Source organism: Pseudomonas sp. DW-iso3 (genome assembly GCF_058725305.1).
Map to the genome: position 1 here is coordinate 146049 of NZ_JBZXDZ010000001.1, position 23683 is coordinate 169731.

General features: G+C 60.1%; 19 protein-coding genes. 5 read left to right on the forward strand and 14 right to left on the reverse strand.

Annotated elements, in window-relative coordinates; all coding sequences use genetic code 11:
• Positions 1-38: 38 nt before the first annotated feature.
• Both AC4PS7_RS00725 and AC4PS7_RS00730 read right to left on the reverse strand, forming a co-directional pair.
• The gene (locus AC4PS7_RS00725) at positions 39-2564 is read right to left on the reverse strand and encodes a PepSY domain-containing protein (protein ID WP_492179025.1); all 2526 of its coding nucleotides are present in this window, start codon (positions 2562-2564) and stop codon (positions 39-41) included.
• Positions 2565-2700: 136 nt separating this feature from the next.
• Entirely contained in the window at positions 2701-4986 is a 2286-nt protein-coding gene (locus AC4PS7_RS00730) for a TonB-dependent receptor (RefSeq protein WP_038452691.1), read from the reverse strand.
• Positions 4987-5190: 204 nt separating this feature from the next.
• Here AC4PS7_RS00730 and AC4PS7_RS00735 point away from each other — a divergent pair, with 204 nt between their 5' ends.
• Positions 5191-5871: a Fe2+-dependent dioxygenase gene (locus AC4PS7_RS00735; RefSeq protein WP_010213205.1), complete on the forward strand. Its 681-nt coding sequence runs from the start codon at positions 5191-5193 to the stop codon at positions 5869-5871.
• 2 nt (positions 5872-5873) lie between these two features.
• On the forward strand, positions 5874-6626 hold the full coding sequence (locus AC4PS7_RS00740; RefSeq protein ID WP_010213204.1) for a tetratricopeptide repeat protein: 753 nt from the start codon (positions 5874-5876) through the stop codon (positions 6624-6626).
• Positions 6627-6675: 49 nt separating this feature from the next.
• Here the strand turns inward: AC4PS7_RS00740 and AC4PS7_RS00745 are convergent, their stop codons facing one another.
• From AC4PS7_RS00745 to AC4PS7_RS00765, 5 genes are all read right to left on the reverse strand, one after another.
• Complete coding sequence (locus AC4PS7_RS00745; RefSeq protein WP_010213203.1) at positions 6676-7839, reverse strand: type III PLP-dependent enzyme; 1164 nt, start codon at positions 7837-7839, stop codon at positions 6676-6678.
• A 479-nt stretch (positions 7840-8318) separates the two neighbouring features.
• Positions 8319-9476 (reverse strand): osmoprotectant ABC transporter ATP-binding protein OsmV, encoded by a 1158-nt coding sequence (locus AC4PS7_RS00750; protein WP_010213202.1) that lies wholly within the window; start codon positions 9474-9476, stop codon positions 8319-8321.
• A complete protein-coding gene (locus tag AC4PS7_RS00755; RefSeq protein WP_010213201.1) occupies positions 9473-10126 on the reverse strand; it encodes an ABC transporter permease in 654 nt (217 codons plus the stop codon). Before AC4PS7_RS00755 ends, AC4PS7_RS00750 begins: the two co-directional genes overlap by 4 nt.
• Before the next feature lie 11 nt (positions 10127-10137).
• Complete coding sequence (locus AC4PS7_RS00760; protein ID WP_010213199.1) at positions 10138-11034, reverse strand: glycine betaine ABC transporter substrate-binding protein; 897 nt, start codon at positions 11032-11034, stop codon at positions 10138-10140.
• Positions 11035-11054: 20 nt separating this feature from the next.
• A complete protein-coding gene (locus AC4PS7_RS00765) occupies positions 11055-11771 on the reverse strand; it encodes an ABC transporter permease (RefSeq protein WP_003215977.1) in 717 nt (238 codons plus the stop codon).
• A 330-nt stretch (positions 11772-12101) separates the two neighbouring features.
• Between AC4PS7_RS00765 and AC4PS7_RS00770 the strand changes: the two genes are divergently transcribed.
• The 3 genes from AC4PS7_RS00770 to AC4PS7_RS00780 all read left to right on the forward strand — a co-directional run bounded on the left by AC4PS7_RS00770 (position 12102) and on the right by AC4PS7_RS00780 (position 14449).
• Positions 12102-13685, forward strand: coding sequence for a peptide chain release factor 3 (locus tag AC4PS7_RS00770; protein WP_010213196.1), 1584 nt, complete (start codon positions 12102-12104; stop codon positions 13683-13685).
• Between the two features lie 83 nt (positions 13686-13768).
• Positions 13769-14098 carry a hypothetical protein gene (locus tag AC4PS7_RS00775; protein WP_021491899.1) on the forward strand — a complete coding sequence of 110 codons (330 nt, stop codon included), beginning with the start codon at positions 13769-13771 and terminating at the stop codon, positions 14096-14098.
• Positions 14099-14194: 96 nt separating this feature from the next.
• Positions 14195-14449, forward strand: coding sequence for a hypothetical protein (locus AC4PS7_RS00780; protein WP_492179026.1), 255 nt, complete (start codon positions 14195-14197; stop codon positions 14447-14449).
• Between the two features lie 113 nt (positions 14450-14562).
• Here AC4PS7_RS00780 and AC4PS7_RS00785 read toward each other — a convergent pair whose 3' ends face one another.
• From AC4PS7_RS00785 to AC4PS7_RS00815, 7 genes are all read right to left on the reverse strand, one after another.
• Complete coding sequence (locus AC4PS7_RS00785) at positions 14563-15534, reverse strand: peptide ABC transporter ATP-binding protein (RefSeq protein WP_010213193.1); 972 nt, start codon at positions 15532-15534, stop codon at positions 14563-14565.
• Complete coding sequence (locus AC4PS7_RS00790; protein WP_010213192.1) at positions 15534-16502, reverse strand: ABC transporter ATP-binding protein; 969 nt, start codon at positions 16500-16502, stop codon at positions 15534-15536. Before AC4PS7_RS00790 ends, AC4PS7_RS00785 begins: the two co-directional genes overlap by 1 nt.
• A 10-nt stretch (positions 16503-16512) precedes the next feature.
• Positions 16513-17424, reverse strand: coding sequence for an ABC transporter permease subunit (locus AC4PS7_RS00795; protein ID WP_010213191.1), 912 nt, complete (start codon positions 17422-17424; stop codon positions 16513-16515).
• A 10-nt stretch (positions 17425-17434) separates the two neighbouring features.
• Entirely contained in the window at positions 17435-18445 is a 1011-nt protein-coding gene (locus tag AC4PS7_RS00800; RefSeq protein ID WP_003171721.1) for an ABC transporter permease subunit, read from the reverse strand.
• Positions 18446-18521: 76 nt separating this feature from the next.
• Positions 18522-20120 carry an ABC transporter substrate-binding protein gene (locus tag AC4PS7_RS00805; protein ID WP_010213190.1) on the reverse strand — a complete coding sequence of 533 codons (1599 nt, stop codon included), beginning with the start codon at positions 20118-20120 and terminating at the stop codon, positions 18522-18524.
• Positions 20121-20200: 80 nt separating this feature from the next.
• Complete coding sequence (locus AC4PS7_RS00810) at positions 20201-21616, reverse strand: OprD family outer membrane porin (protein ID WP_010213189.1); 1416 nt, start codon at positions 21614-21616, stop codon at positions 20201-20203.
• A gap of 170 nt (positions 21617-21786) precedes the next feature.
• Positions 21787-23364: an ABC transporter substrate-binding protein gene (locus tag AC4PS7_RS00815; RefSeq protein ID WP_492179214.1), complete on the reverse strand. Its 1578-nt coding sequence runs from the start codon at positions 23362-23364 to the stop codon at positions 21787-21789.
• Positions 23365-23683: the final 319 nt, after the last annotated feature.

Sequence of the window (23683 nt, forward strand, 5' to 3'; positions counted from 1 at the left end):
CTCGCTGTCGCAGGCAAGCCAGCTCCCACCGTTGCCAATCAGTAGACGTCGCGACGATAACGGCCTTGTTCGATCAGCCGCTCCACGGCCTCACTGCCGAGTATGTCCACCAACGCCTGATCCACCCCGGCCGCCATGCCTTGCAGACTCCCGCACACATAAATCGCCGCGCCGTCGCTCAGCCACTTACGCAACACGTCGGCTGACTCCCGCAGGCGATCCTGCACGTAGATTTTCTCTTCCTGATCGCGAGAAAACGCCAGATCGAGCAACGCCAGGTCACCGCTGGCCAACCAGCCCTGCAACTCGTCCTGGCACAGGAAATCATGGGCGATATTGCGCTCCCCAAACAGCAGCCAGTTGCGCTGCTGGCCATCGGCAACACGCGCCTTGAGCAAGCTGCGTAGGCCGGCCAGGCCGGTGCCGTTGCCCAGCAGGATCAGTGGCACGGGGATGTCTGGTAGATGAAAACCACTGTTGCGGCGCAGGCGCAGGCTGATGCTTGAGCCGAGGGCGGCATGTTCGGTGAGCCAGCCTGACCCCAGGCCCAGGCTGCCATCGGGGTGGCGTTCCTGGCGGACGATCAATTCGAGTACGCCATCGCTGGGAATCGAGGCGATGGAATATTCGCGCATTCCCAGGGGCACCAGCGCGTCCACCAGCGCCTGGGCGTGCAGGCCGACCAGGTGAGCGCGATGCGTCGGCAATTGGCGAGTGGCCAAAGCCTGGTCGAGGGTGTGCGCCATGCCGTCGATCAACACGCCGTTGCTGCCGGCCAGACCCAGGCCTTCGAGGAAGTGCTCGATGGCCCAGGGGCAGTTGCGCGGCAGCACTTCCACCAGGTCACCGGCTTGCCAGCTGTGTGGCGAAGGCGAGGTGAGGCCCAGTAAATAGACACCGGAACCTGCGCTGTCGCGGTTGAGCAGGGTGCGCTGACACAGCGTCCAGTTTTCGTATTGGGCGGTCGGCCAAGCGGCCGCCGGGGCGTGACCGGTGAGCTGGCCGAGTTGTTGTTGCCAGTGCAGCAGGGCAGTGGTGTCGCCGCTGTCGACTTCCACCGGGGCAAACAGCGCGTTGCCGCCCTGGTTGGTCAGCCAGAAATGCAGGCGCCGCGCGAAGCCGCAGAAGTGTTCGTATTGACGATCACCCAGGGCCAGTACCGAGTAGTTCAAGCCCTTTAGGGACAGGTCCTGACCGAGCACACTGCGCTCGAAACCGCGGGCGCTGTCGGGCGCTTCGCCGTCGCCGAAGGTACTGACCACGAACAGCGCATTTGCCGACTGGCGCAGGTCATCCTGGCTGACACTGCCCAGGGACTGCACCTTCACCGGCAAGCCGGCCGCCTGCAATTGGCCGGCTGTCTGCCAGGCCAGTTGCTCGGCAAAACCGCTCTGGCTGGCAAAGCCGATCAACCATGGCGGAGCATCGCTGGTGTTGGCCGTGAGGCCTTTACGCGCGTCACGCACCTGGCGTTTCTTGCGACGCCGATCCAGGTACAACAGCCAGCCGGTAATGAAGAACAACGGCATCAGCACTGAACTGAGCGTGAGAATGATCCGCCCCACCAGGCCGAAGTAGCTTCCGGTGTGCAGCGCGTAGACGCTGGTCAGCAGTTGGGAACCGAGGGTTTTGCTGGCGTAGCGGTCGTGGGATTTGACCTCGCCAGTTGCCGGGTCCAGGTTGATCTGGTTCAGCGCACGGTCATGGGGCGAGTTGTCCAGCAGGTAGTAAACGATGGCAGGTTGCCCGGCGACGGCCGGCATGCGGATATTGTAGGCACTCAAGCCTGGGCCGGCGTTGCTGTAGATACTGCTCCAGATCGCATCGTAATTGGCCACGGGCGCCGGGCCTTCGGGGGCCGGTCCGCGTTTGCGCACGCGTTCATTCTGTGGGGCATCGGACAGCAGTTTGGTCAGGCCCTGGCTGTACCAGTCGTAGGACCAATACAACCCGGTCAGCGCCGACAGCAGGTAGGCCAACAGGCACCAGGTGCCGAATACCGAGTGCAGGTCCCAATTAAAGGCACGGCCCTTTTTGCGCCAATCCAAGGTCAGCCAGGCACGCCAGCTCGCCACCTGGCGCGGCCAGCGCAGGTACACACCGGAGAGGCAGAAGAACACCAGGATCAGCGTGCACGCGCCGGTGATGTTGCGCCCGATATCGCCCATCACCAGGAAGCGGTGGAACTGCAGCACGAACCCGAAGACCTCCTGGCCGACCACATCGCCCAGGTAGTTGCCGGTGTAGGGATCGAAATAGCGCAACTGGCCACGGCGTTCACCGGGCGGCGGGGTGAAGAACACGCGGGCGGCGTTGCCGCTTTCGCTCTCCACGAACAGCATGGCCACGGTCTTGCCTTCGGTCGCTTCCAGTTTGCGCACCAGCTCGGCGGGCGGCAGTACGCCGGCTTCGCGTGTTTGCACGGTCAGTACGCTGGGGTTGAGCGCCCGCAGTATTTCATCCTGAAACGAGACCGCAGCCCCGGTGATCCCCATCAAGGCCAGCACCAGCCCGGCGGTAATGCCGAAGAACCAGTGCAACTGGAACAGGGTTTTCTTCAACACGTCTGACCGCCTCGTCTATCCGGATATGTAGGGCACGGCGCGCATTATGCCGTGCCATGTCGAGAAACATTCTGTTTAACACGCAAAAGCCCCACGCATCCGATGCGTGGGGCTTTTTGCTGCGTGGTAGTGCTGTTTAGAAGTGGAAACTGGTGGTCAACAGCGCCGTACGACCGGCCGCCTGATTGGCGAAGTGCGTCGAGAAGGCTTTGTCGTAATACAGCTTGTCCGTCAGGTTTTGCACGTTCAATTGCAGGTCGACGTTCTTGGTCAGTTTGTAGCTGGCCATGGCGTCGTAGCGGGTGTAGGACGGTACGTAAACGGTGTTGCCTGCATCGCCATAAACCTGGTCGACGTAGAACGCGCCACCGCCGATGGTGAGCTTGGAGGTGACGTCGTAGGTGGTCCACAGGCTGAAGGTGTTCTTCGGCGTATTGGGCATTTGATTGCCTTTGTTCGACCCCGAGCTGACCACACCGTTGCGGCCGTTCAGGCCGGATTTGACCAGCTCGCTGTCGAGGTAGCTGTAGCCGGCGAACACCTGCCATTGGTCGGTGATCTTGCCGCTGGCGGACAATTCCACGCCGTCGACTTGGGACTCACCTGCGTTCTGATAGGTCAGGGCGTCGACCAGGATGCGCGTGTTTTTCTTCTCGGTACGGAACACCGCAGCGGTCAGAGACAGGCGATCGTGGAACAGGTCCCACTTGGTGCCCAACTCGTAGTTGACGGTCTCTTCCGGCTGCAGGTCGCTGCTGGCGGCACCGGCAGACAGCGGGTTGCCGTCCGAACCTTCACCGACCAGGCCACCGGCAGGCGTCGCCGACGTGGCGTAGGAGGCATAGATGCTGGCGTTTTCCACAGGTTTCCAGACCAGGCCGGCTTGCCAGTTGAAGAATTGGCTGTCTTCTTTGATTTTGCTGCGGCCGGTCGCGGAGTCGGTGTTGGCAACGGTGTCGAAGGTGTCGTAGCGCAGGCCGACGTTCAGCAACCATTTCGGGTCCAGCTCGATGGTGTCGAACACATAGGCGCCACGGCTGGTGGCCTTGGTGGCGGTGCCGTAATAGTTGCGCGCGATGCTGCCGGTCCAGGCGTCATCCGGGTTCGGGTTGCTCAGGGAGGTGCACTGGCCGCCCAGGCTGCCTTTGGCCACGGTGCAGACCGGGTTGGTGTTGGGGCTGATGGTGTAGTTGCTCACGCGGGTTTCTTCGCCGGTGAACTCCAGGCCGGTGGAGTAGCTGTGCTTGAAGCCCAAAGCCTGGAAGCTGCCAAACAAGTCCGTCTGGTTGGTGGTGGTGGTTGTGGTCGAGACCCGGCTGTTGGCGCGGCGCCACACGGTGCCGAACCGGTTGACGTTGAATTTGCTGTCGTCCGGCTGCGTCAGGATGTAATCCTGGCCAGTGCTGCCATGGCGCAGGGTGTTTTTCAGCGTCATGTTGTCGTTCAGGTCGTGCTCGATGGAGAACGTGCTGATATCGGCGCGGGTCTTGCGGAAGTCGCGATCCTTGAGGCCGTAGAAATTGTTGCTGTCGCCGCCGTCGTTGGGTTTGTCATGCACGTGGGCAGTGGCGGTCGATGAGCCGTAGCCATAAGGAATCCCCGAATCCGGCAGGTCGTCGCTTTCCATGTGGTAGTAGCTGAGGTTGACGCGGGTAGGGGTGCCCAGGCCGAACGTCAGCGACGGCGCTACGCCCCAACGGTCGTAATTCACTGCGTCGCGGCCGGCGACGTTCTGTTCGTGGCTCATCAGGTTCAGGCGGAACGCGGCGCTGTCGTCGAGGAACTGACGGTTCACGTCGAGCACGTAGCGGCGGGTCTGGTCGGAACCATAGGTGAAGCCGCCGTTGGTGAAGTCCCGCGCTTGTGGGGTTTTGCTCACCAGGTTGAGGCTGCCACCGGCCGAGCCACGACCGCCGAACGAAGAGTTCGGGCCTTTGCTGACTTCGATCGATTCGATGTCGAAAATCTCACGGCTCTGGCCGCCGGTATCGCGCACGCCGTCCAGGTATGTGTCGCCCTGGGCGTCAAAACCACGGATGAACGGGCGGTCGCCCTGAGGGTTGCCGCCTTCACCGGCACCGAACGTGATGCCCGGTACGGTGCGCAAGGCATCCTGTAACGACGTGGCGGCGGTGTCCTTGAGCACTTGTTGCGGCACCACGGTGACCGAGCGCGGTGTGTCCACCAAGGGCGCGGTGTATTTCTGCGACGAGGCTTTTTCCACTTGGTAGGAGGTGTTGTCCTGTTCTTCCCCGGTGATGCTGGTGGCGCCGAGGGAGATGCTGTTGCGCTGGCCTTTTTGTTCAGTGTCTTCAGCCGCCTGCGCCTGATGGGCGATAGCGCTGGCGCTGAGGGCAACGCCGATGGCCGAGGCCAACATGCGAGGTGAACTGGCAGGTATTTTTGTAATGGTGCGCGACATGACGTGTCCCTTCCCCAAGGATGTGAGGCGGCGGAATATAGGGTGAACACGACTTTCTATCAATTGCGATACATTGCTAATTGCACTAAATTTACATTCTTTACACTTTTGACTTACGGTTTTTACGGACTCGTTCGTCCCGGCGTTTTACAGGGCGGATAAGAATCAATACCATTGGCGCCTTTCCGAATTCAGGTATTGCCCATGCTGCTGCACATCCCCGGCCTGTTCTCTCGTGAGGAAGTGCAGCGCATTCGCCAAGCCTTGGAAAACGCCGATTGGGCCGACGGTAAAATCACCGCCGGGCACCAGTCCGCCAAAGCCAAGCACAACCTGCAATTGCCTGAAGGCCACCCTCTGGCCAAGGAAATCGGTGCGGCGATGCTGGAGCGCTTGTGGCAGAACCCGTTGTTTATGTCGGCAGCGTTACCGCACAAGGTCTTCCCGCCGTTGCTCAACTGCTACACCGCAGGCGGCAGTTTTGATTTTCACATCGACAACGCCGTGCGCCAGCCCAAAGGCAGCCACGAACGCGTGCGCACCGATTTGTCGTCCACCTTGTTTTTCAGCGACCCCGATGAATACGACGGCGGCGAGCTGGAGATCCAGGACACCTTCGGCCTGCAGCGTGTGAAGCTGCCGGCCGGCGACATGGTGCTGTATCCCGGTTCCAGCCTGCATAAAGTCAACGCCGTGACCCGCGGTGCGCGCTATGCCTCGTTCTTCTGGACCCAAAGCCTGGTGCGCGAAGACAGCCAGCGCACCCTGCTGTTCGAGATGGACGGCGCGATCCAGCAACTGAGCGCCGATGTGCCCGACCACCCTGCGTTGATCCAACTCACCGGCACCTATCACAACTTGCTGCGCCGCTGGGTCGAGGTCTGAGCATGGGCTTTTTATTGCGCCGCGAAGAAGTGCTCAACGTTGAGCAGCTGCAGAGCATGCTTGACGATTCGCCCGTCCGTGCCGCCCAGGCGATCCTGATCGCGGCGAAGGAGGGCGTGGTGGATGCCCAGGCGCTGCTCGGGCAGATCCTGCTGGAAGGGCGTGGCATTGCGCGCGATGAAGCGCTTGCCTTGCGCTGGTTCCGGATTGCAGCCCAAAGCGGGCACTTGATGGCACGCAATATGGCAGGCCGTTGCCAGGAGCATGGCTGGGGGTGTGCCGTCGATGAGGTGGCGGCTGCGAGGGAATACCGGATGGCAGCAAAGGCCGGCCTGGATTGGGGTCAATACAACTATGCCAATCTGCTGGCGACCGGACGCGGCGTCGCTGAAGACCAACAACAGGCACTGGCCTTCTACCGTCAGGCGGCGGAGCAGGGGCATGCCAAGTCGATGAACTTGGTGGGGCGTTATCTGGAAGAGGGCCTGTTCTGCCCACGGGACCTGGACGCTGCCGTGGATTGGTATCGACGCTCAGCCGAAGCCGGGGATTTTCGCGGGCAGTTCAGCTATGCGGCGGTGTTGGCTGACAGCGGTCAAATCGAGGCGGCGCTGGCGTGGCTGCGCAAGGCATTGGCGGGCGGGAATCTGAAGTTCCTGCGCACGGCGCACAAGGCACTGGCAGCAGCGAATGATCCGCAGATTCGGGCGATGGCCGAGGCTTACAAAGAGCGCGCCACACACCTGAACCTGTAGGAGCCGGCAGCCGGCTCCTACAGCGGTTGATCGTTCCCGGGAGGGACGATCAGACGTAGAACGATTTCAACGGCGGAAAGCCATTGAACTCAACCGCGCTGTAGCTGGTGGTGTACGCACCGGTCGACAACCAGTACAGACGATCACCAATCGCCAGGTTCAGCGGCAGGCCGTACTTGTAGTTCTCGTACATGATGTCGGCGCTGTCACAGGTCGGGCCGGCGATGACCACTTCTTCCATCTCGCCTTTCTTCTCGGTCCAGATCGGGAACTTGATGGCTTCGTCCATGGTTTCGATCAGGCCGGAGAACTTGCCCACATCCGTGTACACCCAACGCTCGACGGCGGTACGGGATTTACGCGCCACCAGCACCACTTCGCTGACCAGGATACCGGCGTTGGCGATCAACGAACGGCCTGGCTCCAGGATGATTTCCGGCAGGTCGTCGCCGAAATCCTCCTTGAGGAAGCGGATGATTTCTTCGGCGTAGGTTTCCAGGCTGTTGGTGCGGGTGATGTAGTTGGCCGGGAAGCCGCCACCCATGTTGATCAGCTTGAGGTGAATGCCGTCTTCTTCCTTCAGGCGTTCGAAGATCACTTTGACCTTGGCGATCGCCGCGTCCCACACGCTGATGTCGCGCTGTTGCGAGCCGACGTGGAACGAGATGCCGTAAGGCACCAGGCCCAGGTCACGGGCGAGGATCAGCAGGTCCATGGCCATGTCGGTCTGGCAGCCGAATTTGCGCGACAAAGGCCAGTCAGCCGTGGTCGAGCCTTCGGTGAGGATACGCACATACACTTTCGAGCCCGGTGCGGCCTTGGCGATGTTGCGCAGGTCGGCTTCGGAGTCGGTGGAGAACAGACGCACGCCCTTCTCGTAGAAGTAGCGGATGTCCTTGGATTTCTTGATGGTGTTGCCGTAGCTGATACGGTCGGCGCTGACGCCGCGATCCATCACTTTATCCAGCTCGTAGATCGAGGCGATGTCGAAGCTCGAACCCTTCTCTTTGAGCAGGTCGATGATCTCGACGGCTGGGTTGGCCTTGACCGCGTAATAGACCTTGGCGAATTCGAAACCGGCGCGCAGGTCATCGTAGGCCTGGCTGATCATCGCGGTGTCGATCACCACGAATGGGGTTTCTTGCTTGTCGGCGAACGCCTTCATTTTGTCAAAAGTGGCGCGCGCGAAATAGTCTTCGACGTTGATCGACATGCTGGGAACTCCTAAGGGCAAACTGTAGTAATCAATGGGTGCAACTGAACGTCCTCCGTATCCCCACTTTGGTTCGCCTACTTCCCAAGGCATGTCGCCGAAAGCAAAAAGGCCATGGGACTAACCGCTTCCCTTGGCCTTGCTGTCTCGTCGTCAGTACTTGAGCCGGATGGATCGTTTCCAGCATGGACGTTCGGCGCGAACTTTAGGACGTGAGAGGCCATAGATCAACTAAAAATGTCGCGTTTTTGCACGCGTTCGTCGCGGGAACCGGTGCAGCTACTTATGTAACCGACAGGTATGACGGAATGATGTTCCCCGGAAGGGGCAATTCGCTGGAATTTCCCTGGCACACCTCAGACCAAATGTGGGAGCGGGCTTGCTCGCGAAAGTGCTGCATCAGTCACTCTATTCAGTGACTGACACTCCGTATTCGCGAGCAAGCCCGCTCCCACATGTTTTAACCGAGTCGAGTCATATCAGGCCAGGGCGGTCTCGGCAGGCGACACAATACTGGTCTTGCCCCCACGGGACTTACCGGAACTCAGGTACTCGGCAATCGACTCCTGGGTCACTTCGCCGAGGAATACCCGCTCCGCATCCATCACCGGCAGCCACGACCGGTTGAACTCATACATGCGCGACAACAGGATGCGCAGATGCTCGTCATACGCCGCCGTCGCGTTGAACTCGCGCAGGTACTGGCCGCAAGTCCCGGTCTGACGGTGCAGGTCGCGACGTCGGACATAACCCAGTGCTTTGTTCTCGGCACAGGTGACCACCATGTAGCGGCGGTCATGCTCATCCATCAATTCCAATGCATCGGCCACCGGCGTCTCGGGGCTCACCGACGGTGCGTTGTCCGCCGCATCTTCGGCCTTCACCAGCAACAGGCGCTTGAGGGTACTGTCCTGGCCCACGAAGTTACTGACGAATTCGTCGGCCGGGTGGGCGAGCAGGGTGTCCGGATGATCGATCTGCAACAGCTTGCCGGCGCGGAAGATGGCGATCTTGTCGCCCAGCTTGATGGCTTCGTCGATGTCGTGGCTGACCATGATCACGGTCTTGTTCAGCGCGCGCTGCATCTCGAAGAACTCGTTCTGGATCATCTCGCGGTTGATCGGGTCGACCGCGCCGAACGGTTCGTCCATCAGCAGCAGTGGCGCATCGGCCGCCAGGGCACGGATCACGCCGATGCGCTGTTGCTGGCCACCCGACAGCTCACGCGGGTAGCGGTGCAGGTATTGCTTGGGCTCCAGCTTGATCATGCTCATCAACTCGCGGGCGCGGTCATGGCATTTCTGCTTGTCCCAGCCGAGCAATTTAGGCACGACCACGATGTTTTCCTCGATGGTCATGTTGGGGAACAGACCGATCTGCTGGATCACATAACCGATGTTGCGACGCAGGGTCACTTCGTCGAGGTCGGTGGTGTCTTCGCCATTGATCAGGATCTTGCCCGAGGTGGGCTTGATCAGGCGGTTGATCATTTTCAGCGTGGTGCTCTTGCCGCAGCCCGACGGGCCGAGAAAGACGCAAATCTCGCCTTCATTGACGGTCAGGCTTACATCGTTCACGGCCGTCACAGTCTTGCCGTTGCTTTGGAAGGTCTTGGACAGGTTTTGAAGTTCGATCATTTGAGCAATCCTTTTGGAGTCAGCGAGCGTTGCAGCCATTGCAGAAGCAGGTCGGCGAAGATGGCCAGGAGACTGACCAGCACGGCGCCAACGATCAGCATCGACATGTCGCTGCGGCTGATGGAAGCCAGAATAAGTACACCCAGGCCACCGGCGCCGATGGTGGCGGCGATGGTCATGACACCAATGTTCATCACCACGGCGGTGCGCACACCGGCGAGGATCACCGGCACGGCGATGGGCAGCTCGACCATGCGCAGGCGCTGGCCGAAGGTCATGCCGATGCCGCGTGCGGCTTCGCGAATGCCCGGTTCCACCCCGGTGAGGGCCAGGTAGGTGTTACGCATGATCGGCAGCAGGGAGTAGAGGAACACGGCGGTGATCGCCGGCATCGGCCCCAGGCCCTGGCCGAACTTGGAATAGAACGGCAGCAGCAGACCGAACAGCGCGATGGACGGTACAGTCAGCAACACGGTGGCGCTGGCTTGCAGCGGACCGGCCAGGGTCGGAAAGCGTGTCATCAGAATGCCCAGGGGCACGCCGATCAGGATCGCGAGGATCACGGCGATGCCGACCAAGGTGATGTGCTGTCCGGTCAGTTGTAGGACTTGGGCCCAATCAAGATGGGAAAAGGCGTTCAGGAATTCCATGTCTTCTCCTCTTATTGATTGATGGGATGTTGGCGCAGGAAGTCGGCGGCAACAGCGGATGGGCTTTCATGGTCGACGTCGACCCGCGCGTTCAACTGGCGCATGGTTTCGTCGTCGAACAGATCGGCCAGCGGCTTGAGTTCAGCCGCGAGGGTTGGATGCTGGTCGAGATACGCCTGACGGATCACCGGTGCGGCGGTGTAGTCCGGGAAGTAATGCTTGTCGTCTTCCAGCAGCTTCAGTTTGAAGGCGTTCAGGCGACCATCGGTGGTGTAGACCAAACCGGCAAACACTTGACCGTTACGCAGGGCGGTGTAGACCAGGCCGGCGTCCATCTGCCGGGTGTTTTTACGCGTGAGGTTCATGTCATACAGCTTGACCATGCCGCCCATGCCGTCGGACCGGTTGGCGAACTCGGTGTCCAGCGCCACCAGGCGCGTGCCTTTGGTTTTTTCCGCCAGGGCGTGGGTCAGGTCGCTGATGCTGTTGATCTGCGGGAACTCCTTGGCCACGTTCTCGGGCAGGGCCAGGGCGTAGGTATTGCTGAAGCGCGACGGCGAGAGCCAGATCAGGCCTTTTTTAGCGTCGAGTTCTTTGACTCGAGCGTAGGACTGTTCGCTGTCGAGTTTCTCGTCGACATGGTTGTAGGCCACCAGCGACACGCCGGTGTACTCCCAGATCAGGTCCAGTTGCCCGCTTTCCTGGGCACTGCGCGCCAGGTTGCTGCCCAGGCCGCCAGTCACACGGGCGTCGTAGCCCTTGGTGCGCAGGTACTGGGAAGTGATTTCGGCGAGCAGGGTCTGTTCGGTGAACACCCGGGCGCCGATGCGGATCACCGGTTTTTCGGCGGCTTGCGCAATGCCTGCAAACAGCAGGACGCAGCTCAATATCAGGGTCAGTCTTTTCATGTGATTTCCTTTGCCAAGCCTTAAGACGGACGCAACCCGCGTTCCAACCAGAGGCGGCTGGCCATGGTCACCAGACCGTCAAGCAACAACGCCAGCAGCGCGGTGCACGCGGCGCCGAGTAGCAATTGCGGCTGGTTGTTCAGGGCGATGCCGGGGAAGATCAGGCTGCCCAGGCTGTTGGCGCCGATCAGGAAGGCCAGCGGTGCGGTACCGACGTTGATCGCCAGCGCCACGCGCACGCCACCGATGATGATCGGCACGGCGTTGGGCAATTCGACGCGAAACAGCACTTGGCGCGGTGTCATACCGATGCCGACGGCGGCTTCCTTCAAGGAACCCTGCACGTTTTTCAGGCCTTCGTAGGTATTGCGCACAATGGGCAGCAAGGAGGCGAGGAACAGGGCGAAAATCGCAGGGCCGCTGCCGATGCCGAGGACGCCGAGGGCGATGGCCAGTACGGCCAGGGGAGGGACGGTGTTGCCGATGTTGAAGATCTGCATGAAGCGTTCTGCACGCCCGACCATGTTCGGTCGACTGAGCAGGATACCGGCGGGGATCCCCACAATCAGGGCGGCCAGCATGGAGACAAGAACCAGGATCAGATGAGCTTGCAGGTAAAACAACAAATCGTCGCGGTACAGTTCGATCGTGTTGATGCCGATCCAGTGGACCAGCAGGGCCAAGAGGGCGACGACAACCGCTCCTCCTATCAGCCCTTTGCCATAGCGAATAGCCACAGGCGGACTCCTTTTTTCTTCTGTCGGCGAACACATTCCTTCGTGGCATGCCATGCTTGGCTGCCTCTGAATGTGGTCGCGAAATGCAGCTCGCCGATACCGGCAACGCGGTATGCGATCGAGCCATGAGCGCAGCCTCGTCAGGCTAACTTGCTGATTTATCAGCCCCTGTTCCGAGTGCGGTAGCAGGGGAGTGGACGTCTCTACCTTTTAAAAGGTTCCACACTTGGCAGCATTTAGCCACCCCCAATGGGCTGAACGGTGGTCTGGCTGCCTGGGTTTGCGCTATACTCGCCGCCCTTTTTTGACTCACCTGCCAGGCGATTTCCCATGACCCACCAGGCCGCCGAAGTCGCGAAACGCCGCACTTTCGCCATTATTTCCCACCCCGATGCCGGTAAAACCACCATCACCGAGAAGCTGTTGCTGATGGGCAAGGCAATCGCGGTGGCCGGCACGGTGAAATCCCGCAAATCCGACCGCCATGCCACCTCTGACTGGATGGAAATGGAAAAACAACGGGGTATTTCCATTACCACGTCGGTCATGCAGTTCCCGTATCGCGACCACATGGTCAACCTGCTCGACACCCCGGGCCACGAAGACTTCTCCGAAGACACCTACCGCACCCTGACTGCGGTGGACTCGGCACTGATGGTCCTCGACGGCGGTAAGGGCGTCGAGCCGCGCACCATCGCGCTGATGGACGTGTGCCGTCTGCGTGACACGCCGATCGTCAGCTTCATCAACAAACTCGACCGCGACATCCGCGACCCGATCGAGCTGCTCGATGAAATCGAAGCCGTCCTGAAGATCAAGGCCGCACCGATCACCTGGCCGATCGGTTGCTACCGCGACTTCAAGGGCGTTTACCACCTGGCCGACGACTACATCATTGTCTACACCGCCGGCCATGGTCACGAGCGCACCGAAACCAAGATCATCGAGAAACTCGACTCCGACGAAGCCCGCGCCCACCTGGGTGACGAGTACGACCGCTTTGTCGACCAGTTGGAACTGGTGCAGGGCGCCTGCCATGAGTTCAACCAGCAGGAATTCCTCGACGGCCAGTTGACCCCGGTGTTCTTCGGTACCGCCCTAGGCAACTTCGGTGTCGACCATGTGCTCGACGCTGTAGTGGATTGGGCCCCGCGCCCGTTGGCACGTGTCGCCAACGAACGCACCGTAGAGCCGGTCGAAGAGAAGTTCACCGGATTCGTGTTCAAGATCCAGGCGAACATGGACCCTAAACACCGCGACCGTATTGCCTTCATGCGCATCTGCTCCGGTAAATACGAAAAAGGCATGAAGATGCGCCACGTGCGCACCGGCAAGGACGTACGCATCGGCGACGCCCTGACGTTCTTCTCCTCCGAGCGTGAACAGCTCGAGGAAGCCTACGCGGGCGACATCATCGGCCTGCACAACCACGGCACCATCCAGATCGGCGACACCTTCACCGAAGGCGAAGCGCTGGGGTTCACCGGTATCCCGCACTTCGCACCGGAACTGTTCCGCCGCGTCCGCCTGCGTGACCCGCTGAAATCCAAGCAACTGCGCCAAGGCTTGCAGCAATTGGCGGAAGAGGGCGCCACCCAGGTGTTCTTCCCCGAGCGCAGCAACGACATCATCCTCGGCGCCGTCGGCGTGCTGCAGTTCGATGTGGTCGCCAGCCGCCTGAAAGAGGAATACAAGGTTGAGTGCTCGTATGAGCCGATCACTGTGTACTCCGCGCGCTGGATCGATTGCAGCGATAAGAAGAAGTTGGAAGAGTTCTCCAACAAGGCCGTGGAAAACCTGGCGGTGGATGGCGGTGGTCACCTGACCTACCTGGCCCCGACCCGAGTCAACCTGGCGCTGATGGAAGAGCGCTGGCCAGATGTGAAATTCCGCGCAACCCGTGAGCACCATTAAGGTCTGAGCGGTTTATAAAAGGGCGAGGCTGTCATGGCTTCGCCCTTTTTTGTGGGCGCTGAACACCACATTTTGATCCGCGCATGGCGATCGATTGGCAAGAAGCCCGCATCGGGTCTAGCGTATTCAACTACTTCACCCACTCACCGACGGATCAGGAGGCGACCTTGCGTATAACTCAACGTGCCGTTCAGCTGATGTTGCTGGCGGCTCTGGGGCTGGCCGGCAATTGGGCGCTGGCGGGCGCTGGAACGCCCCAATGGAAAGACACCGGCCCTGTCACCAAGAAAAAGCAGCAAGAGGTCAACTCCGGCAGCTGGAAACCGCAAGCCCAGCCCGCCCCGAAGGAAGATCAGGAAAATCCCTACAACGATGGCGAGGACAGTGAAACCTACGACGACGGCGAAACCTGATACCTGGCGCAATCCCGGCATCGCGACTAGCGTCAACGCTGGCGGCGGTAAACGGCTGTCGCGTGGGATCTACCTACTGACTGGACGGAATCAACCATGAGTATTTTTCAACGAGTCTTGCTGTTGATAAAGGTGCTGGTGCTGTTGTCGTTGGGGATGTCGTCGGCCTGGGCGCATAACCCGCTGCAGAGCAGTGTTGGGTCTTCTGGGCATCGCCAGGATCTGCAATTGGCGAAGTCTGAGGCGGAGCCTGGCGACAAGGACCAGGGTGGCAGTGAGGGGGATGATGATCCCACCACCGACGAACCGGACAGTGATGATCCGGACGATGAGGGCGACAGCCAGACGTAGGCATCGCCCAAAAGAAAGCCCCTCCCACCCGGCTGATGCGCAACCTGATGGGAAGGGCTGTAGAACACTTGCAATGCCTTGGGCTGATCACCCAGGGCATTTTTGTTGCGATGTCACGCGACGAACTGCTCCGCGTAGTGGCAAGCCACCTGACGGTTATCCAACGGCCGCAGTTGCGGCTCCTCGGTGCTGCATCGCGCGGTCGCATACGGGCAGCGCTTGTGGAAGGCGCAGCCGGGCGGCGGGTTCAGCGGGTTGGGCAGCTCGCCGACGATTTTGATCTTCGGCTTGTTCGGGTCTGGATGGATGGTCGGGGTCGCCGACAGCAGCGCCTGCGTATACGGGTGCAGCGGGCGTGCGTAGATGTCTTCCTTGGGACCGACCTCCACTGGGCGACCGAGGTACATCACCATCACGTCGTCGGCAACGTGTTGCACCACTGCCAGGTTGTGGGAAATGAACACGTAGGCGGTGTTGAATTCCTGCTGCAGGTCCATGAACAGGTTGAGCACCTGGGCCTGGATCGACACGTCCAGCGCGGAAGTCGGTTCATCCGCCACCAACACTTTCGGTTGCAGCATCATGGCGCGGGCCAGGGCGATCCGTTGGCGCTGGCCGCCGGAGAACATGTGCGGGTAGCGCTGATAATGCTCAGGGCGCAGGCCCACTTGCTTCATCATCGCCTGTACCTTCTCGCGGCGTTCGGCGGCAGACAGGTTGGTGTTGATCAGCAGCGGCTCGGCCAGTTGATCACCGACTTTCTGCCGTGGGTTCAGCGAGGCGTACGGGCTCTGGAACACCATTTGCACGTCTTTGCGCAGTTGCTTGCGCTGGGCCTTGTCGGCGCCCGCGACTTCTTGTCCGGCGATTTTCAGGGAACCGGAAGACGGCTCTTCAATCAATGTGAGCGCGCGGGCCAGGGTGGATTTGCCGCAACCCGACTCGCCTACAACCGCAAGGGTCTTGCCGGCTTCGAGCTCGAAGGACACGCCATTGAGGGCACGCACCGTGGCGTGGCCCTTGAACAGGCCGCGGGACACTTCGTAGTGACGGGTAAGGTCGCGGGCGGTAAGAACGACGGCCATTACGCCACCTCCTGGTTCAAGGGGTAGAAGCAGCGCGCGAGGCTGTTGGTTTTCGGGTCAAGGTCGGGACGCTGGGTACGGCAGTTTTCCTGCACGTAAGGGCAACGCGGCGACAGCAGGCAGCCCTGCGGACGGTCATAGCGGCCGGGTACGATACCGGGCAGCGTGGCCAGGCGCGTGGCGCCGAGGCTGTGCTCCGGGATCGCCTTGAGCAGCGCTTCGCTGTAAGGGTGCGCTGGAATGTCGAACAGTTGCGGTACCTGGCCGACTTCCACGGCTTGGCCGGCGTACATCACGCACACGCGCTGGGCGGTTTCCGCCACGACCGCGAGGTCGTGGGTGATCAGCACCAGGCCCATGTTCTGTTCTTTCTGCAGGGCCAGCAGCAGTTCCATGATCTGCGCCTGGATGGTCACGTCCAGTGCAGTCGTCGGCTCATCCGCAATCAGCAGTTTCGGCTCGCCGGCAATCGCCATGGCGATTGCGACACGCTGGCTCATACCGCCGGACAGTTGATGCGGGTAGGCATCCATACGGCTGGCAGCGCCTGGAATTTCGACTTTTTCCAACAACTCGATGGCACGCTTGCGCGCTTGTTTGCCGGACATTTTCAGGTGCAGGCGCAGCACTTCTTCAATCTGGAAACCCACGGTGTAGCTGGGGTTCAGTGCAGTCATCGGGTCCTGGAATACCATCGCCAGGTCTTTGCCGACGATCTGACGGCGCTGGCGGTTGCTCAGCTTGAGCATGTCCTTGCCGTCGAAGTTCAGCGCGTCGGCGGTGACGATGCCGGGGTGTTCGATCAGGCCCATCAGCGCCATCATGGTCACGGATTTACCCGAACCCGACTCACCAACGATCGCCAGTACTTCACCTTTGTCGACGGAGATGTCGAGGCCATCGACCACCGGCACGGCGGTCTTGTCGCCGAAGCGGACGTTGAGATTCTTGATTTCTAACAGTGACATGGGAATCTCCTCAGGCGGCGTTCTTGAGTTTCGGGTCCAGCGCATCGCGCAGGCCGTCGCCCATCAAGTTGATTGCCAGCACGCTGAGCAAAATGGTCAAACCAGGCAGGCTCACCACCCACCAGGCGCGTTCGATGTAGTCACGGGCCGAAGCCAGCATGGTGCCCCACTCCGGGGTTGGCGGTTGTACACCAAGGCCAAGGAAGCCCAGAGCCGCGGCATCGAGGATCGCCGAGGAAAAGCTCAAGGTGGCCTGAACGATCAGCGGCGCCATGCAGTTGGGCAGCACGGTGATGAACATCAGACGTGGCAGGCCGGCGCCGGCGAGGCGGGCGGCGGTCACGTAGTCACGGTTCAGCTCGCCCATTACCGCAGCGCGGGTCAGGCGAACATAGGACGGCAACGACACGATCGCGATGGCGATCACGGTGTTGATCAGGCCAGGGCCGAGGATCGCGACAATGGCTACAGCCAGCAGCAGCGACGGCAGGGCCAGCATGATGTCCATCAGGCGCATGATGGTCGGGCCGAGCAAGCGCGGGAAGAACCCGGCGAACAGACCCAGCAGGATCCCCGGGATCAGCGACATCACCACCGACGACAAACCGATCAGCAAGGACAGGCGCGAGCCCTGGATCAGGCGCGAGAGCAAATCACGGCCCAGTTCGTCGGTGCCCAGCAGGAATTGCATCTGCCCACCTTCCAGCCAGGCTGGCGGGGTCAGCAGGAAGTCGCGGTATTGCTCGCTCGGGTTATGTGGTGCAACCCACGGGGCAAAGATCGCGCAGAACACGATCAGCAACATGAACAGCAGGCCGGCAACCGCGCCTTTGTTCTTGGAAAAGGCTTGCCAGAATTCTTTGTACGGAGACGGGTACAGCAGGCTTTGATCGACTGCTGACACTGGAGTAGGTGTGGTCATGGTCATGATCTCAGCGCTGGTGACGGATGCGTGGGTTGGCGAAGCCGTAGAGGATATCCACCACGAAGTTCACCAGGATCACCAGGCAGGCGATCAACAGGATGCCGTTCTGCACCACCGGGTAGTCCCGCGCGCCAATGGCTTCGATCAGCCATTTGCCGATGCCGGGCCAGGAGAAGATGGTTTCGGTCAATACCGCACCGGCTAACAGCGTGCCGACTTGCAGGCCGACCACGGTCAATACCGGGATCAGTGCGTTACGCAGGCCGTGCACGAACACCACGCGCGCCGGCGACAGGCCTTTGGCCTTGGCGGTGCGGATGTAGTCTTCGCGCAGCACTTCGAGCATCGACGAACGGGTCATCCGTGCGATCACCGCCAGCGGAATGGTACCGAGCACGATGGCCGGCAGGATCAGGTGGTGCAGGGCATCCCAGAACGCGTCCGGCTCGTCAGCCAGCAGGGTGTCGATCAGCATGAAGCCGGTGCGCGGCTCGATGTCGTAAAGCAGGTCGATACGCCCGGACACCGGGGTCCAGCCCAGGCTGACCGAGAAGAACATGATCAGGATCAGGCCCCACCAGAAGATCGGCATCGAGTATCCCGCGAGGGAGATGCCCATCACCCCATGGTCGAACAGGGATCCTCGTTTAAGCGCCGCGATCACCCCGGCCAACAGGCCCAGGATACCGGCGAACAACAGGGCGGCCATGGACAGTTCCAGGGTCGCCGGGAAGAGGGCAGTGAATTCAGTCCACACGCTGGTGCGGGTACGCAGCGATTCGCCAAGGTCACCCTGGGCCAGTTTGCCGACGTAATCCAGGTATTGCGCATACAGCGGCTTGTTAAGACCAAGGCGTTCCATTGCCTGTGCGTGCATCTCGGGGTCGACGCGCCGCTCGCCCATCATGACTTCGACGGGGTCGCCAGGGATCATGCGAATCAACGCAAACGTGAGCAACGTTATGCCGAAAAACGTGGGGATCAATAACCCCAGTCGGCGGGCAATAAAACTAAACATCTTGTCGTGTACCTCAATCAGCCGGTTAGGCAGGTCCGGCGCCGTCAATAGCGACGGCGCCGAGCGTTTTTCTTATTTACTTCACCTGGGTGGTGGCGAAGTTATTTGTACCCAGAGGGCTTTGGGTGAAGCCTTCTACGTTCTTGCGCATGGCGGTGAACAGTTTCGGGTAAGCCATGGGAAGCCATGGTTGGTCCTTATCGAAAACGTCCTGTGCTTGTTCATAGAGTGCAGCGCGCTGGGCGGGTTCAGCGATGGCGCGAGCTTTGTCGATCAAGTCTTGAAACTCTTTGTTACACCAGCGGGCGTAGTTTTCGCCGTTTTTCGCTGCATCGCAACTCAGGTTCGGGGTCAGGAAATTGTCCGGGTCGCCGTTATCACCCACCCACCCAGCCGAAACCATGTCGTGCTCGCCGTTTTTAGCACGCTTGAGCATTTCGCCCCATTCCATGACTTTGATATTCACCTTCAGGCCGATCTGCGCCAGGTCCGCCTGCATGCGCTGTGCGCCGAGCATCGGGTTAGGGTTGGTCGGGCCGCCGCCGTTGCGGGTGAACAGGGTGAACTCGGTGCCTTCCGGTACGCCGGCTTCCTTGAGCAGCGCGCGGGCTTTGTCCAGATCGCGGGGCGGGTTCTTCAGTTTTTCGTTGAAACCCAGCAAGGTCGGCGGATAAGGGCCGGTGCCCACCACCGCATTGCCTTTGCCGAACAGGGCTTCGGTATAGCCGGCCTTGTCGAACGCAATGTTGATCGCGTGACGGACCCGCGCATCGCTCATGTATTTGTGCGTGGTGTTCAACGCGGTGTAGCTGGTGGTCATCGCCGCCAGTTCGTCGACTTTCAGGTTCGGGTCTTTCTTGATGCTTGGAATGTCATCGGGCTTGGGAAACAACGCGATCTGACATTCGTTGGCCTTGAGCTTCTGCAGGCGCACGTTGTTATCGGTGCTGATCGCCAGGATCAACGGGTCGACTGCCGGTTTGCCACGGAAGTAGTCGGGGTTGGCCTTGAACCGCGCCTGAGCGTCTTTCTGGTAGCGGGTGAAGACGAACGGGCCCGTGCCGATGGGCTTGGCGTTGAGGTCTTCGGTCTTGCCGGATTTGAGCAACTGGTCGGCGTATTCCTTCGAATGGATTGAAGAGAATGCCATGCCCAGGTCGGCCAGGAACGGTGCTTCAGGACGGGTCAGGGTAAAGACGACGGTGTGATCGTCAGTCTTTTCTACGCTCTTGAGCAGTTCCTTGAAGCCCATGCTTTCGAAGTACGGGTAACCCACGAGGGACTTTTTATGCCACGGGTGATTCGGGTCCAGCTGACGCTGGAAACTCCAAAGCACGTCGTCGGCGTTCATGTTGCGCGTGGGTTTGAAGTAATCGGTGGTGTGGAACTTGATATCGTCACGCAGGTGAAAGGTGTAGGTCAGGCCATCGGCGCTGATCTCGGGCAAGTCTTTGGCCAGCGCGGGAACCACTTCGGTAGTGCCGGGCTTGAAGTCCACCAGGCGGTTGAACATGGTTTCAGCCGCGGCGTCAGCGGTCACGGCCGTGGTGTACAAGACCGGGTCAAAACCTTCCGGGCTGGCTTCGGTGCAGACCACCAGTGGTTTGGCCGAAACGCCGATCGCCACGCTCAACAGCGCGGCAGCCATAGCGGCTTGTAGCGGGAGCATTTTCATTCAGAGCCCTCTGCAATCGATGGGACCAGACAAGCGTAGATGGCGGGCTCGTCCTGAGCCCGCCGTCTACCTGGCGCTAATTAAAGAATGTTGAATGGGATGGTAGTAACCAGGCGGAATTCGCGCAGGTTGCCGTCAGACTGGTTTTCGCTGGCGCGGTGCGTCACGTAGGTGGCGCGAACAGTAGTCGCTTTCAGAGGACCGCTCTGGATCGCATAGGAAGAACCAATGCCGTATTCCTGGTGGTGTTCGCCGTTCTGGGCCTGGATGCCGTTGTAGGCGAAGTCTTTCACGCCGTTGTCGCCACGGTAGTGAGTCCCGTCAATGCCCCAGCCGCGTGCCGAGTAGATGTTGAACTTCAGGCCTGGAACGCCGTATTCGGCCATGTTGATGGCGTAGGCAACCTGGAAGGACTTCTCGTTTGGACCGTTGAAGTCAGAGGTCAGGGAGTTGGCCAGGTAGATGCCGTTGGTTTCGTGCAGGTAGTCGAAGTACTCGTTACCGTTCACTTCCTGGTACGAGAAGGTCAGGCTATGAGCTTGGTGAGTCAGGCCGAGCGACAGCGAGTAGGTATCGTTGTCGATTTCGCCCATCAACTTTTTGCCTTCGTCGACGGTCTTGTAGTAGTTCAGGCCTGTGGTCAGGCTCAGTACCTGGCTGTCACCCAGTTCATGGGTAGCGCCGAAGTAGTACTGGTTCCAGAAGTCTTTGACGTTAGCGGCGAAGACGCTGGTTTTCAGGCTTTTCAGCGGCTGGTAGTTGAAGCCCAGGGTGTAGACCTTGTCGGTCTCAACGCCGCTGCTGCTGTACTCACTGCGGAATTTCGACAGGCTTTGTTCGGTACGTGGCGAAACGCGGTCAAACACGCCACCTTGGAACGACAGGTTGCTGAATTCTTCGCTGTTGAAGCTCACACCTTCAAAGCTCGAAGGCAGCGCACGGTTGCCGATGGTGTCCATGATGCCGCTGCTGAAGTTCTGGCGACCGGCGGTCAAGGTCGTGTTCGAAACACGGAACTTGACGTTGGCCAGGCCCAGTTTGCTCCATTGGCCTACGGCGTCACCGTAAGTGTGGGCCAGGGTGCGGTTGGAGCCGCCAGCGATATCTTTTTGATCATCGATCAACGCGATGTAGTTATAGGCCGCCACTTCGGTGGCCACGCCAACGGTGCCCTGGGTGAAGCCCGAGGAGTAGTTGAGGATGGTGCCTTGGGCCCAGTTGTAACGGCGGGAAACGTTGGTTTTTACATCTGCGGCTTTATCGGCGGCATTTTTGTAGTAACCGAATTTCTGACCACGAAATTTCATTTCGTTGGAGTACCAGTTACGCGTGGTACCGCCCAGGCTTTGACCGTCGATAAAGCCTTTGGCCTCACTTTGGGCGCTGGTGCCGGCCAAAGTGGTCGGAACGAAGTCCTGGCTGGTGGTTTCAGCGTAGGCGGTAGCCGTGATGCTGCTGATGGCCAGGGCCAGAAGCGCTTTGCTGCTCAGTTTCATGAATGAAGCTCCTTTGGTTCTCTTTTTAATGCCGGTCTTTTTTGGTGATCCGGCTATTGGGTGTGTAACTCGTTCAAGCTCATGCAAACGTTTGGCGTAGGAAAAATCCCAACAAAAGGCCGCGCGTTTGCAGCAAGGCGGGGCTCGCCCTGCGCAATCCGGTTATTTTCTTATGGGGTGATACTGACGCCCGAGAACACGTTGCGGCCGAAGGGGCTCACTTTGAAACCTTCGACTTTGGCGCTTAACGGCTGGTTGACCGTCGAGTGGGCGACTGGCGTGATGGGCACCTGCTGCTTGAGCAGTTGCTGCGCCTGTTTGTACAGAACAGTCCTTTGTTCGCGGTCGGTCACGACCTTGGCTTGCTTGATCAGCTTGTCGTACGCCGGGTCACACCACATGGAGTAGTTGTTCCCGCCGATGGCGTCGCAGCTGTAGAGAGTGCCCAGCCAGTTGTCCGGGTCACCGTTGTCACCGGTCCAGCCGATCAGGCTGACATCGTGCTCACCGTTCTTGGTGCGCTTGATGTACTCGCCCCATTCGTAGCTGACGATCTTGACCTTGAGGCCGATCTTGGCCCAGTCGCTTTGCAGCATCTCGGCCATCAGCTTGGCGTTGGGGTTGTACGGACGTTGCACCGGCATCGCCCACAGGGTGATCTCGGTACCTTCCTTCACCCCGGCAGCCTTGAGCAGTTCCTTGGCTTTTTCCGGGTTGTAGGCGGCGTCCTTGATGCTGTCGTCGTAGGACCACTGCGTCGGTGGCATGGCGTTGACCGCCAATTGCCCCGCGCCCTGGTACACGGCGTTGAGAATGCTCTGCTTGTTCACCGCCATGTCCAGCGCCTGGCGCACTTCGAGCTGGTCGAACGGCTTGTGGCGCACGTTGTAGGCAATGTAGCCGAGGTTGAAGCCGGGCTTGGTCAGCAGTTTCAGGTTCGGGTCGGCCTTGAGGGCGTCGACATCAGCTGGGCGCGGATGCAGGGTGACCTGGCATTCGCCGGCCTTGAGTTTCTGCACCCGCACCGAAGCGTCGGTGTTGATGGCGAAGATCAGTTGGTCCAGCTTGACCCGGCTCGGGTCCCAGTACTGTTTGTTGGCCACATAGCGGATCTGCGAGTCTTTCTGATACCGCTGGAACACAAAGGGGCCAGTGCCGATCGGCTTCTGGTTGATGTCGCTGGGCTTGCCGGCCTTGAGCAATTGCTCGGCATATTCAGCCGACAGGATCGCGGCGAAACTCATGGCGATGTTTTGGATGAACGCGGCGTCGACCGTATTCAGGGTCATCACCACGGTGTGCGGGTCGGTTTTTTCGACCTTGGCAATGTTCTTGTTCAGGCTCATCCCGTTGAAGTAGGGGAACTCGGTGGGGTAGGCCTTGCGAAACGGATGGTCGGGGTCAAGCATGCGGTTGAAGGTAAACAGCACGTCGTCGGCGTTGAAGTCCCGCGTCGGCTTGAATTCCTTGTTGCTGTGGAATTTCACCCCTTCACGCAGGTGAAAAGTATAGGTCATGCCATCTGGCGAAATATCCCACTTGGTTGCCAACGCAGGTACGACACCGGTCTCGCCCTTTTCAAACTCAACCAGGCGGTTGTACAGCGGCTCGGCCGCGTCGTTGTCGGTGGCGGTGGTGTATTGCGCAGTATCAAAGCCTGCCGGGCTGCCTTCCGAGCAGAACACCAGGCTCCGCTTGTCGGCGGCGTGGCTCATCGTGGCCACAGCCAGCAGGCTGGTGGCAAACATTGCGGATAGAACGGTGGTATGGCGCATGACGATCCCGATCCTTGTTTGTAGTTGTCATCAGCGAGCAACCACCCGGGCGTTCGGCCAAGGTGACATCGCTGATCCCATACGCAGCAAGTGCCTTTCCGCATTTGGAGACTCTGCTGTCCTACGACGTTATGGGTCGCGGAGCTGGCAGTAAATGCACCAAATCGGATTGACCTTGTAGGCAACGGCGTCACGCATCGCAATTCGTTGCTGTAGGACGCAACGATTGCGAGCGTGGTCTGTTTCCTACGGTCCAGGCGGATGCAATAACGGCGACGTTAAGAAACGTCGC

Excerpts from the sequence above, each read along its gene's own strand:
- AC4PS7_RS00795 (WP_010213191.1), bottom strand. The coding sequence starts at position 17,424 with ATGACCACACCTACTCCAGTGTCAGCAGTCGATCAAAGCCTGCTGTAC.
- AC4PS7_RS00805 (WP_010213190.1), bottom strand. The coding sequence starts at position 20,120 with ATGAAAATGCTCCCGCTACAAGCCGCTATGGCTGCCGCGCTGTTGAGC.
- AC4PS7_RS00775 (WP_021491899.1), top strand. The coding sequence starts at position 13,769 with ATGGCGATCGATTGGCAAGAAGCCCGCATCGGGTCTAGCGTATTCAAC.
- AC4PS7_RS00760 (WP_010213199.1), bottom strand. The coding sequence starts at position 11,034 with ATGAAAAGACTGACCCTGATATTGAGCTGCGTCCTGCTGTTTGCAGGC.
- AC4PS7_RS00745 (WP_010213203.1), bottom strand. The coding sequence starts at position 7,839 with ATGTCGATCAACGTCGAAGACTATTTCGCGCGCGCCACTTTTGACAAA.
- AC4PS7_RS00770 (WP_010213196.1), top strand. The coding sequence starts at position 12,102 with ATGACCCACCAGGCCGCCGAAGTCGCGAAACGCCGCACTTTCGCCATT.
- AC4PS7_RS00750 (WP_010213202.1), bottom strand. The coding sequence starts at position 9,476 with ATGATCGAACTTCAAAACCTGTCCAAGACCTTCCAAAGCAACGGCAAG.
- AC4PS7_RS00740 (WP_010213204.1), top strand. The coding sequence starts at position 5,874 with ATGGGCTTTTTATTGCGCCGCGAAGAAGTGCTCAACGTTGAGCAGCTG.
- AC4PS7_RS00735 (WP_010213205.1), top strand. The coding sequence starts at position 5,191 with ATGCTGCTGCACATCCCCGGCCTGTTCTCTCGTGAGGAAGTGCAGCGC.
- AC4PS7_RS00815 (WP_492179214.1), bottom strand. The coding sequence starts at position 23,364 with ATGTTTGCCACCAGCCTGCTGGCTGTGGCCACGATGAGCCACGCCGCC.
- AC4PS7_RS00785 (WP_010213193.1), bottom strand. The coding sequence starts at position 15,534 with ATGGCCGTCGTTCTTACCGCCCGCGACCTTACCCGTCACTACGAAGTG.
- AC4PS7_RS00800 (WP_003171721.1), bottom strand. The coding sequence starts at position 18,445 with ATGTTTAGTTTTATTGCCCGCCGACTGGGGTTATTGATCCCCACGTTT.
- AC4PS7_RS00780 (WP_492179026.1), top strand. The coding sequence starts at position 14,195 with ATGAGTATTTTTCAACGAGTCTTGCTGTTGATAAAGGTGCTGGTGCTG.
- AC4PS7_RS00790 (WP_010213192.1), bottom strand. The coding sequence starts at position 16,502 with ATGTCACTGTTAGAAATCAAGAATCTCAACGTCCGCTTCGGCGACAAG.
- AC4PS7_RS00810 (WP_010213189.1), bottom strand. The coding sequence starts at position 21,616 with ATGAAACTGAGCAGCAAAGCGCTTCTGGCCCTGGCCATCAGCAGCATC.
- AC4PS7_RS00730 (WP_038452691.1), bottom strand. The coding sequence starts at position 4,986 with ATGTCGCGCACCATTACAAAAATACCTGCCAGTTCACCTCGCATGTTG.
- AC4PS7_RS00755 (WP_010213201.1), bottom strand. The coding sequence starts at position 10,126 with ATGGAATTCCTGAACGCCTTTTCCCATCTTGATTGGGCCCAAGTCCTA.